Raw genomic sequence first — 12,514 nt, 5'->3', positions numbered from 1 at the left:
TTTCATTGGACAAATCATAGCGGGCTGATTGATTTCAGCTCGCTTTTTTTGTTAGATGGATTTATGGAAGCGATTAAAAACAAGGTTGTGTAGTTAGTGAGAAAAATGAGTGACACTGACTAAATTTTTAAGAGAAAAAGAGGTTGATGGGAGTTAAAAAGGAGGAAAAATATGTCTATTTTTAGGAAGTTGGGTTGGTTTTTTAAACAAGAAAAGAAGCACTATGTGATCGGCGTTTTTTCTTTATTATGTGTTGCCTTGGTTCAGTTAGTTCCGCCTAAAGTAATCGGGATCATCATCGATGAGATTGCAGATAAGAATCTCTCCATGCGATTTATCGTCTTTTGGATCGCTGTATTAATCGGATCTGCCATTTTACAGTATCTCTTTCGTTTCATTTGGCGGGTGAATATTTGGGGAAGTGCAGCGAGGTTAGAGAAGGAATTACGTCAGCGTTTGTTTATCCATTTCACTCGTATGGATAGTATGTTTTATCAAAAATATCGTACAGGTGATTTAATGGCACATGCGACCAATGATTTAAATGCGATCCAAAATGTGGCAGGAGCAGGCATCTTGACATTTGCTGATTCGGTCATTACTGGGGGAACCACAATCATTGCCATGATCCTTTTCATTGACTGGCGCTTGACTTTACTTGCTTTGATCCCTTTGCCGCTATTAGCTGTTACTTCAAGGATATTAGGGTCAAAACTACATGATGCTTTTCGAGAATCACAAGAAGCTTTTTCCAGTATCAACGACAAAACGCAAGAAAGTATTACTGGGATTAAAGTAATCAAAACCTTTGGGCAAGAGCAGGAAGATCTGGCAGATTTTCAAGAAAAAATCGAACAGGCAATCACCAAGAATAAACGTGTCAACTTTTTAGATGCTTTGTTTGATCCGTTTATCACGCTGATCATTGGGTTATCTTATGTTTTAACGATCATCTTGGGTGGAAAATATGTGCTAGATGGCACGATCACGATTGGACAAATGGTTTCCTTCATCAGTTACATTGGAATGTTGGTTTGGCCGATGTTTGCTATTGGTCGGTTGTTCAATGTTCTGGAAAGAGGAAATGCTTCTTATGACCGAGTGAATGAACTCTTACATGAGAAGACCCATATCGTCGAACAAATTGGTGCAGTGAAGACACCCGCAAAAGGAGAATTAAATGTAGAGATCGCGCAATTCCATTATCCCAAAGAAGAATTACCCGCCTTGGAACAAATCAAGTTTGCAATTAAAGAAGGGGATACATTAGGAATTGTTGGTAAAACTGGTGCTGGAAAAACCACGATCATGAAGTTGCTGATGCGTGAATATGATGACTATCAAGGACAAATCAAATTTGGTGGTCGTTCGATCAAAGAATATTCCTTAGATGCTCTTTTACATTCTATTGGCTATGTACCACAAGATCATTTTTTGTTTTCAATGACGATTCGTGAGAATATCCGTTTTTCTGATCCTAAGTTATCTAACGAAGAAGTGGAAGCTGCTGCTTCGTTAGCATCAATCAACCAAGAGATCAAAGAATTACCGAAGGGGTATGAAACATTAGTTGGTGAGCGGGGTGTTTCCTTATCTGGTGGACAAAAACAGCGGATCTCGATTGCCAGAGCATTGATCCAAAATCCAGAGTTATTGATCCTTGACGATGCGTTGTCGGCAGTGGATGCTAAAACAGAAGAAAGAATTTTGCGAAATTTAAAAGAAATTCGTCAAAGTAAAACCACGATCATTGCCGCTCATCGACTAAGCAGTGTGATGCATGCTGATGAAATCATCGTCATTGACAAAGGACAGATCGTTGAACGTGGCCGTCACGCCGAGCTATTGGCTTTAGGTGGTTGGTACAAACAAATGTGGGAAAAACAACAGTTAGAAGCCAAAATTGAAAGGGGAGAAAATGATGGAAGATAACTATCAATCCGAATGGTCAAAATCCATTCCATTGCGAGAGCAAAAGCAAATCATTAAACGCTTGTTGCATTTTGCTAAACCCTTTAAAGCGACTTTCATCATTGCCATCCTGTTTGCTTTGGGATTGTCAGTAATCAATGTCCTATTACCTCGAATCATTCAAACCTTTATGGATGAATATTTAGCCAAACAATCTGCTACGACACAAGTGATTCTATTTTTTGCAGGTTTGTATTTATTTGGGGTCATCGTCAAAAGTATCATCTGGTTTTTCCAATGGTATTTGTATTCCAATGCTTCGCTTAAAACCTATCAATATATCCGTATAAAACTATTTGAAAAATTGCATACATTGGGAATGAGATATTTTGACCAGACACCAGCCGGCTCGACTGTCTCAAGAGTCACGAATGACACCGAAACGCTTTTTGAATTTTGGTATGTTTTTCTGATGGTATTGACAGGCATTTTCGCAGTAGTTTCCTCCTTTATTGCAATGTTTCAAATCAACGGACGCATTGCTTTATGGCTGTTGCTTTTTTTACCTGTTCTAGGAGTCGTGATCTGGTATTATCAAAAATTTAGTTCTCGGATTTATCGTAATATGCGAGAAAAGTTAAGTCAGTTGAATACTAAATTAAATGAATCCATTTCAGGGATGCGGATCATCCAGCAATTCCGGCAGGAAAAACGGTTAGCAAACGAATTTGAAGCGGTCAATACGGATTATCTCAATACACGATACGCTATGATCAAAACCAATTCGCTGTTATTGAGCCCGATTATCAGCTTTTTATATGCATTAGCCATTGCTTGGGCACTGACGCTTTTTGGTTTAGATGCCTTAAAATCACCAGTGGAAGTTGGACTGATCTATGCTTTCACCACATATGTCCAAGGGTTCTTCAATCCGATGTCCCAAATGATGGATTTCTTAAGTATATTCACTGACGGAATCGTCGCTGGTAGCAGAATCTTAAAAATCATGGACACAGAAGAATACGCACCACAGCAACATGAAGGAGCAAACAAAACCATCACTGAAGGGAAAATCGAATTTCGTAATGTCAGCTTTTCCTATGATGGAAAAAATAAAGTGCTGAACAACATTTCTTTTGTTGCCAATCCTGGTGAAACTGTCGCATTAGTCGGTCATACTGGCAGTGGGAAAAGTTCGATCATCAATGTATTGATGCGTTTTTATGAATTTTATGAAGGACAGATTTTAATTGACGGGTGTGATATTCGGGAATATCCGATTGCTGAACTTCGTAAAAAAATGGGGTTAGTTCTCCAAGATGCTTTTCTATTCTATGGGGATATTGCAGGAAATATACGTATGATGGATCCAGCGATCACAGATGAACAGATACGTGCAGCGGCAGAATTTGTCCAAGCAGATCGCTTTATTAATGAATTACCAAATGGGTATCATTCAAAAGTGATTGAGCGAGGCGCAAGTTATTCTAGTGGACAACGACAATTGATCACATTCGCACGAACCATTGTTACTGACCCTAAAATCTTGGTTTTAGATGAAGCAACTGCCAATATTGATACCGAGACAGAAGGGTTGATCCAAGAAGGATTAGCAAAGATGCGTCAAGGAAGAACCACTATTGCGATTGCGCACCGCTTATCAACGATCAAAGATGCAGAACTCATTCTTGTCTTGGATAAAGGAAAAATCGTTGAACAAGGAACCCACCAGGAGTTGCTAGTAAAAGAAGGACTGTATGCTGATATGTATAAACTCCAAAGTGAATAGTTGTTCCAAATAGAAGTAATCAGACAGAGAAAAAGAGGAAATCATCTTCTTTTTCTCTGTTTTTTTAATAAAGACAATTTTATTGAGTATCAGAAGTAGAGTACCTTGAACAATAGCGTTTGAAATAAACAAAACAGATATAAAATAACTATTTAGTGATCATTTCTTAGCGGAGACATTTTATCGTCTGTCAGAACTTAATGAAAAACAAAAAGCAGTTTTGGTAGACTTAATGGCCGACAAGATTGATGATCCCAAAGTACCGTAGAAGAGCTCAAAAAAGTAGTGGCTGCCAAAATGGAATAACTCTCATCAATTGAATCAAAACAAAGAAACAAAGAGAGTGAGGGGGGGGGAGCAAGTTTTAGTCAGGCAAGAGAACGTGGACTAATAGGCGCTACTGAGCCTAGTCCAACTGCTAACAACTACGAAAAAAAACATGAAATTTAAGCAAATAAAACCTAAAAAATATCCATGTTGTCATGGTAAATTTTTTAGGTTTTTCTTTTTGGACACGACTAACTTAACAAGCTAGATGGTGAAAAGAGAAAATGCATAAGAATCTGAAAAGTGTGAGATAATTTATTCCTTAATTGCAGGAGGCTCTTCCATAATAGAGGAGCTGATTGGGCGATCGTCTACTTTTTGTCCGATTTTGATTAAATGGTTGAGGTTTTTTTGATATTTCTCTGCAAAGATACAGCTGTATAGTACGTCTAGTAAGTAACAAATTGAAGTATTGATCGTAAAATTACTGATTTTGGAATACAATCGTTCTCTGGTAGTGATACGAAGGATAGCTGAGCTGAAAGTAGAAAGAGTGGAATCACCAATACTCGTCAATGTTAAAATCGGCACATTGATTTCTTGCAAAATCTTGGCTGTTCGTAACATCATTTTATTTTCGCCGGTATAAGAAATTAAGATTGCGCAAGTATCAGGCGTACAGTTGTAGGCTTCATAGTAGGATTCGCCTGAAGTCGTCACGATCGTTACGTCTCGTTTGATTCGCTTCATTTTCAACATAAAAGCCTGCGAGATCAAAGTATTCGAATTACTAGAAAAAAGGACGATTTTTTTTGCTTTCAATAAAAGCTGTTTTGCTCGTTGTAAGTCATCGTGGTGAAGCAATGAGAGTGTGTCTTCAATCGTCATTCGTTCCAGTGCAGCGACTTTGTTCGCAATAGACATGATTCCATCGTTTTCTAGAAAGGGGAGGTTGGCATCAACTTCTTGAAAATTTCCTTCCAAATACTCGTTTTCCGCCAAAAAAGCTTCCTTAAAATGGACCCAACCGTTGAACCCAGCCTTTTTGGCAATCCGAATCAACGTAGAAGGATGGACATAACATGCCTTCGCAATTTGTTGAATTGTTGCTTCTTTGAGTTGATGTTCATGGCTTTGAATAAAATGGATCACTTCTGTTTCTGCGGGAGAAAAAGCAATTTTTTTTAGTTTTTCTTTTAATAGCATGACGATCCTCTTTTACATGTTTTTAATTTTTTGTGTAAAAATATTGTAAGCGCTATTTGTTGATTCGTCAATCGTTTGTTGTTCTTATACAAGATTTTCACAAAATAATCGGCTATATAATGAATTTTTGTAAATGGAAATGCAAAAGAATAAAGTTAACTTGTTGTTTTCGTTTACAAAAAACATAATATAGTTGTAAAAACAAAAAAGGAGGAAGCTCATGGAACGAAAAGTGAAGATTGCAACAATTGGTGGCGGAAGTAGCTATACCCCTGAATTGATGGAAGGGTTTATTAAACGATATGAAGAATTACCGATTAAAGAAATCTGGTTAGTGGATGTAGCAGAGGGTCAAGAAAAACTAAGAATCGTCAGTGAAATGTCTCAACGAATGTGGGATGCTTCGCCTTATGATGTTAAGATCTATGCGACGTTGGATCGAGAAGAAGCATTGCGAGATGCTGATTTTGTAACAACTCAGTTTCGGGTAGGTCAATTAGATGCCAGAGTGAAAGATGAACGAATCCCTGCATATTATGGCATGCTTGGACAAGAAACCAATGGAGCTGGCGGGATGTTCAAAGCGTTTCGTACCATTCCGGTCATTCTTTCAATCGTAGAAGATATGAAAAGACTATGTCCCGATGCTTGGCTGATCAATTTTGCCAATCCTAGTGGAATGGTTACAGAAGCTGTCGTTCGCTACGGAAAATGGGAAAAGGTGATTGGGCTTTGTAATGTACCAGTTATGGCAATGATGACAGAGCCAGAAATGCTGGGAGAAACCAAAGAAAACTTGATTTATAAATTTGCTGGACTCAATCACTTTCATTGGCATAAAGTAGCAGATTCACATGGGAACGATCGAACGAATGAGCTAATCGACCGACTTTATGCTGAAAATAATGGCTTACCAAAAAATATATTCGATGTGCCGTTTTTCAAGGAACAATTACAACAAATGCAAATGATTCCTTGTGGCTACCATCGCTATTATTATCGTGAAGAAGAAATGTTGAACCATGCTTTAGAAGAATATCAAACAATTGGTACAAGAGCAGAACAAGTTAAAAAAACGGAAGCAGAATTATTTGAGTTGTATCAGGACCCAGAACTAGACCATAAACCAGAACAGTTACAACAACGTGGGGGTGCTTATTATTCAGATGCTGCCTGTGAAACGATCGCTTCGATCTATGCCAATAAAGAAACCCAAATCGTTGTTTCAACAAAAAATGACGGCGCTGTTCCTGATCTGCCTGCTGATTGTGTCGTGGAGGTCACAGCGTATGTCGGGGCACAAGGGGCACGTAACGTTGCTTTCGGTTCTTTGCCACCAGCTGAACGTGGCTGGCTTCAAGTCATGAAAAATATGGAATTATTGACGATCGAAGCGGCAGTGACGGGTGATTATGGCACAGCGCTTCAAGCATTTACGATCAATCCCTTAGTACGTTCGGGTGAAACAGCGAAACGGATCATGGATGAATTGTTTGTTGCTCACGAAGCGTATTTGTCACAATTTAAGGAAACGATCCACCGCTTAAAAGAAGAGGGGATCGAAGTACAAGATGAAATAGCAAACAACCTGACAAAAACTTATCAAAAACAATAATGGAGGAAGTAGGATGGCATTTAGGAAAGACTTTTTATGGGGTGGCGCAACGGCTGCCAATCAATGTGAAGGAGGCTACGCTGAAGGTGGACGTGGTTTAGCTAATGTTGATGTTGTTCCGATCGGTAAAGATCGTTTTTCAGTGATTACTGGGAAACAAAAAATGTTTGACTTTGATGAGGAACATTTTTATCCAGCAAAAACAGCCATTGATATGTACCATCGTTACAAAGAGGATATTGCACTTTTTGCGGAAATGGGATTTAAAACTTATCGTTTATCCATCGGGTGGAGTCGTATTTTTCCAAAAGGTGATGAAAAGGAACCAAATGAAGAAGGGTTGAAGTTCTATGAAGATGTCTTTAAAGAATGTCAAAAATATGGAATCGAACCGTTAGTGACAATTACTCATTTTGATTGTCCGATGCATTTAGTCAAAGAATATGGTGCTTGGCGTTCTCGAAAGTTGATAGAGTTTTATGAAAGACTTTGCCATGTCATTTTTAATCGTTACAAAGGACTAGTGAAATACTGGTTGACCTTCAACGAGATCAATATGATTTTACATGCTCCATTTATGGGCGCTGGATTGTATTTTGAAGAAGGGGACGATGTGGAACAAATCAAATACCAGGCAGCCCATCATGAATTAGTTGCTAGTGCAATCGCTACAAAGATCGCTCATGAAGTGGATCCAGAAAATAAAGTTGGCTGTATGTTAGCAGCTGGCGCAAATTATCCTTACACTTGTAAACCTGAAGATGTCTGGGCGTCAAGAAAGGCGGACCGGGAAAACTATTTCTTTATTGATGTCCAGTCAAGGGGAAGTTATCCCGCCTATGCCTTAAAAGAAATGGCACGTAATGGAATCAAAATCGAGATGGAACCAACTGACTTAGAAATATTAAAAGAACATACCGTTGATTTTATTTCATTCTCCTATTACTCTTCCCGGGTAGCTACTACTGATCCAAAAGTATTAGAGCAAACGGCTGGTAATATTTTTGAATCGGCTAAAAATCCTTATCTTTCAGCCAGTGAATGGGGCTGGCAAATTGATCCATTGGGGTTACGTATCACGATGAATGATCTTTATGATCGTTATCAAAAGCCATTGTTCATCGTCGAAAATGGATTAGGTGCGATTGATACACCAGATGAAAATGGCTATGTAGAAGACGACTATCGGATCGATTATTTAGCACAACATATCCAAGCAATGAAAGATGCGGTTGAGCTCGATGGTGTGGATCTCTTAGGCTACACGACTTGGGGCTGTATCGATCTTGTCTCTGCTGGGACAGGCGAAATGAAGAAACGCTATGGGTTCATCTACGTTGACCGTGACAACGAAGGGAATGGGACATTGGAACGGACGAAGAAGAAATCGTTCAACTGGTATAAAAAAGTCATTGCAACAAATGGGGAAGATTTAAGTAACGAATAGTGAATCAAATAAAAGTCTATTGTTTTTAAACTAATTTTTCGAGTATAATAAATCTATTCGAGGAAAGAGTAAGCAGAACAATAGACTTTTTTTTCTATAGGCTGTAAAGTAAGCTTACTTGATTTTTATAATGGAGGAATGTACATATGTATGATGTTATCGTGATTGGTGCTGGACCTGCTGGAATGACTGCTGCGTTATATGCGTCACGTTCAAATCTTTCAGTTGCTATGATTGAACAAGGCGCACCGGGTGGACAAATGAATAACACCGCTGAAGTTGAAAATTACCCTGGATTTGATTCCATCATGGGACCTGACCTTGCATATAAAATGTATGAAGGTGTCACTAAATTTGGAACAGAAAATGTCTATGGAATTGTGCAAGACATCAAAGACCATGGAAATTACAAAGAAGTGATCTGTGAAGATCAATCTTATAAAGCCAAAACAGTGATTATCGCAACGGGTTGTATCCATCGTAAGTTAGGTGTTCCTGGAGAAGAAGAATACGCTGGACGAGGTGTTTCCTATTGTGCAGTATGTGACGGTGCTTTTTTCCGAAACAAACGCTTAGTCGTGATCGGCGGTGGCGATTCTGCGGTAGAAGAAGCCATCTACCTAACGCAATTTGCTTCTGAAGTCGTGATCGTTCATCGAAGAGACGAATTACGTGCGCAAAAAATCATCCAAGATCGCGCATTCGCTAACGAAAAGATTTCATTTGTCTGGGACACTGTCACAGATGAAATCGTTGGTAATGACATGGTGGTCACTGGGGTTAAAGCGCATAATGTGAAAACGAATGAAACCGTTGATTTAGCAGCAGATGGCGTGTTTATTTACGTAGGATTAGATCCATTGACTGAACCATTTAAAAAAGCTGGTTTAACTAATGCAGCTGGTTGGATTCCAACAGATCAAGACATGCGTACGACTATGCCTGGTGTGTTCGCTATTGGGGATGTTCGTGAAAAAGATTTACGACAAATCACGACAGCAGTCGGCGATGGCGGCATTGCTGGTCAACAAGTTTATAAATATTTAGAATCATTAGAAGAAACAACACAAGCGTAAAGTGATCAAAAGAGATGAAGAGCTTCTTGAATACTATTCATTTTTATACTACTAAAGAGCTGAGGACAAACATTGTCCTCAGCTCTTTTGTGGACAGAATTTATTCATGGAAAGAGGAATTGTTTTTTTACGATCGCTTGTTACTGGCACTTCAATCATTAAGAGAGAACTCTTTTTTTTGAAAATAGGATTTTTTACCATCCGAGTGAAATTCATACGTGATACAATGAACGGGCATTTTGATGGAAATAGGGAAAGGAGAAGGACAAGGAAAAAAGAGTACTCGGTGATGAAATAACTATGGGAACAGAGGCTACTCGTAAACTACATAAAAAGCTAGCCACTTCCAGTCAAAGAAAAGAGACACATATTCAAACGATAGAAATGGCTCGTTGTTCCCGGAACTGACTTTCCAGAAAATGACTATTGTTGTCAGAAATAAATGAAAAGGAGAGGGAAATATGACAAAATAAACTATTTTAATTTATGGATTAGCTAATGCACGAGTGGCGTATGCGAGAAGTCAAGGTTACTCTGCAGTTGATCTAGATGAGGCAATAGAGCTAGCGGAAGAAAAACTGGGAAATTTAGAACAAGCAAAAGAGGAAGCAAAAAAAAATCATGTTCCCATTTTTATTGATGATTACAATAACGAAATTAGGGATATATTAGACAGAGAAAATACTAGATTAAAGGCGAAAGAGGATAGTATCTGGTGTTCTGAAGAAACTTTTTCAAAGTTTTCCAAAGAATGGTTTAATTATGTGGATGAAAGCAAGAAACACTGGCCATTATGGGAAAATTATTTTCGTGGCACTCAAATGAATCAGAAAAATGAATTAAAAACTATCTATCAAGATGTCCTTAAGAATAAAGCTCGTCGTGAACATTTTTTGCACGTGGATAGAGGCTGTAAAATTGGTTTGGATATAGTGATGGAAAAGCAAGATATGGAACTTTATTTTTGCTTAGATGGAATAGATATTAAGCTTGTTCTAACCGAAGATTATCTAGCCAAATGTAATTTTGAAGATGAGGGAAGAAAGTCTACAACCTCTGGCGAACTACGTTATGTTTACCGCAATTGGGAGAAATTACGCGGAAAAGTTACTTTTATTTCTCAAGGAGAAAAAGTAAAAGCCCCTTGGGAACAGGAACCAGAAGTTTGGCAAGCATACCAGCCGAAAAGTTGGAATAATCTTGGAACTTTGCAAAAGAAAGAAGGACAAACAAATAAAAAAAGAACATTATTGGATATTTTAAAAAATACAAAATGTCAATCAGATGATCACAACGATTTATTGCAACGTCAAAAGAAAGATGCTGTTTTAATGTTATAAGGATAATCATGATTTTTGTGTAAGAAAAGAAGTCCCCATCTGCGCTTATTTTTCCTTCTGACTTTTCTATCTAAAAAGAGAATGCTATACTGAAAGAGGTAGATATTTTAGAAAGAGGTGTTCGCTTCATGTCTTGGGAACAAGTATACCAACAATGGGCCAATGAAGAAAATTTAGAAGAAAATTTAAAAAAACAATTAACTGATCTTAGTCAGGATTCTGAAAAGCTGGAAGATGCTTTTTATGCTCCTTTAGAATTTGGAACAGCAGGAATGCGGGGGATTTTAGGTCCTGGGATCAATCGAATGAATATTTATACGGTCAGACAAGCAACAGAAGGGCTGGCACGTTTTATGGATACACAAGGAGAAGAAACAAAACGTCGCGGTGTAGCGATTGCTTATGATTCACGTCATCAATCGCCTGAATTTGCGATGGAAGCAGCGAAGACTTTGGCACAACACGATATTCCTTCTTTTGTCTTTGAGAGTCTACGTCCAACACCTGAACTTTCTTTCGCTGTTCGTCATTTGAATACGTTTGCGGGAATCATGGTGACAGCTTCTCATAACCCAGCAGCTTACAATGGCTATAAAGTTTATGGAGAAGATGGCGGACAAATGCCACCCGCTGATGCGGATGCATTGACAAAATATGTACGTGAAGTAAGTAATCCTTTAAAAGTCGCTGTTTTAGCTGATGACGAAGTAGAAACTAGTGGATTGATTACGATCATTGGTGAAGAAGTCGATAAAGCATATTTGGAAGAAATCAAAGCAGTCACGATTGATCAAGAATTAGTCCAAACAATGGGGAAAGACTTAAAATTGGTGTTTACACCCCTTCATGGTACAGGAAAAATGCTAGGAGAAAGAGCATTACAACAAGCTGGTTTCGAACAATTTATGCTTGTACCTGAACAAGCTGTAGCTGATCCTGACTTTACAACGGTTCAATCACCAAACCCTGAAGAACATTCAGCATTTGAGTATGCGATTCGTTTAGGTGAAAAAGAAGGCGCTGATTTATTGATTGCAACTGATCCTGATGCGGATCGCTTAGGAGCAGCAGTTCGCCAACCTGATGGCTCTTATAAAGTTTTGACCGGTAATCAAATCGGTGCGTTAATGATTCAATATATTTTAGAAGCACATCAATCACGAGGGACTTTACCTGAAAATGCAGCCGTACTTAAGTCAATCGTATCAAGTGAACTTCCTGCAGCCATCGCTGAAAGCTATGGCGCTACGATGATCAATGTCTTAACAGGCTTTAAATTTATTGCAGAAAAAATCCATCAATTTGAAAAAGATCATTCTCATACATTTATGTTTGGTTTTGAAGAAAGCTATGGTTACTTGGTCAAACCATTTGTACGTGATAAAGATGCAATCCAAGCACTCTTATTGTTAGCCGAAGTGGCTGCTTTTTATAAAAAACAAGGGAAGACACTTTATGACGGCTTACAAATGATTTTTGAAAAATATGGTTATTTTGCTGAAAAAACAATCTCAGTCACGATGAGTGGTCAAGAAGGTTCAGCCAAAATCGCTGCTTTGATGAAGAAATTCCGTGACCATGCCCCATCAGAATTTGCTGGAGCAAAAGTTCTTCAAACAGAAGATTTCAAAGAATTAACGAAAACAGATTCAGCTGGACGAGTGGAAAAATTAACGACACCTCCATCTGACGTATTAAAATATGTATTAGAAGAACATGGTTGGGTAGCGATCCGTCCTTCAGGAACAGAGCCAAAAATCAAATTCTATATCGGTGTAAAAGGCAATTCCGCACAAGAGGCACAAGAAAAGATCGATACCTATGAAGCAATCATCAAATCAATGACAGAAGAATAAAATAATT

The 12,514-nt window shown here is 38.4% G+C and carries 8 protein-coding genes; 7 read left to right on the top strand and 1 reads right to left on the bottom strand.

Annotated features, from left to right (window positions below; translation table 11 throughout):
* The first annotated feature begins 171 nt into the window (after positions 1-171).
* Together IGJ11_RS09470 and IGJ11_RS09465 are read left to right on the top strand one after the other, a co-directional pair.
* The gene (locus tag IGJ11_RS09470; protein ID WP_207431644.1) at positions 172-1,932 is read left to right on the top strand and encodes an ABC transporter ATP-binding protein; all 1,761 of its coding nucleotides are present in this window, start codon (positions 172-174) and stop codon (positions 1,930-1,932) included.
* Positions 1,922-3,700 (top strand): ABC transporter ATP-binding protein, encoded by a 1,779-nt coding sequence (locus IGJ11_RS09465; RefSeq protein ID WP_010718540.1) that lies wholly within the window; start codon positions 1,922-1,924, stop codon positions 3,698-3,700. The genes IGJ11_RS09470 and IGJ11_RS09465 overlap by 11 nt, the downstream gene beginning before the upstream one ends.
* A gap of 582 nt (positions 3,701-4,282) precedes the next feature.
* Here IGJ11_RS09465 and IGJ11_RS09460 read toward each other — a convergent pair.
* Positions 4,283-5,173 carry a MurR/RpiR family transcriptional regulator gene (locus IGJ11_RS09460; RefSeq protein ID WP_207431640.1) on the bottom strand — a complete coding sequence of 297 codons (891 nt, stop codon included), beginning with the start codon at positions 5,171-5,173 and terminating at the stop codon, positions 4,283-4,285.
* Positions 5,174-5,393: 220 nt separating this feature from the next.
* Between IGJ11_RS09460 and IGJ11_RS09455 the strand changes: the two genes are divergently transcribed.
* The 5 genes from IGJ11_RS09455 to IGJ11_RS09435 all read left to right on the top strand — a co-directional run bounded on the left by IGJ11_RS09455 (position 5,394) and on the right by IGJ11_RS09435 (position 12,507).
* Positions 5,394-6,788 (top strand): 6-phospho-beta-glucosidase, encoded by a 1,395-nt coding sequence (locus IGJ11_RS09455; protein ID WP_207431638.1) that lies wholly within the window; start codon positions 5,394-5,396, stop codon positions 6,786-6,788.
* A 13-nt stretch (positions 6,789-6,801) separates the two neighbouring features.
* On the top strand, positions 6,802-8,235 hold the full coding sequence (locus tag IGJ11_RS09450) for a 6-phospho-beta-glucosidase (RefSeq protein WP_010718537.1): 1,434 nt from the start codon (positions 6,802-6,804) through the stop codon (positions 8,233-8,235).
* A gap of 146 nt (positions 8,236-8,381) precedes the next feature.
* The gene (gene trxB, locus IGJ11_RS09445) at positions 8,382-9,311 is read left to right on the top strand and encodes a thioredoxin-disulfide reductase (RefSeq protein ID WP_207431636.1); all 930 of its coding nucleotides are present in this window, start codon (positions 8,382-8,384) and stop codon (positions 9,309-9,311) included.
* Between the two features lie 506 nt (positions 9,312-9,817).
* Positions 9,818-10,651 carry a hypothetical protein gene (locus tag IGJ11_RS09440; protein ID WP_438772532.1) on the top strand — a complete coding sequence of 278 codons (834 nt, stop codon included), beginning with the start codon at positions 9,818-9,820 and terminating at the stop codon, positions 10,649-10,651.
* 128 nt (positions 10,652-10,779) lie between these two features.
* Positions 10,780-12,507, top strand: a complete 1,728-nt coding sequence (locus tag IGJ11_RS09435; protein WP_178285840.1) for a phospho-sugar mutase — start codon at positions 10,780-10,782, stop codon at positions 12,505-12,507.
* The last annotated feature ends 7 nt before the right edge of the window (positions 12,508-12,514 follow it).

Source organism: Enterococcus sp. DIV0691 (assembly GCF_051711145.1).
Classification (GTDB): Bacteria; Bacillota; Bacilli; order Lactobacillales; family Enterococcaceae; genus Enterococcus_B; species Enterococcus_B hirae.
The sequence above is the reverse complement of the archived record's forward strand: the minus strand, read 5'-3'. Positions and strand labels throughout refer to the sequence as shown.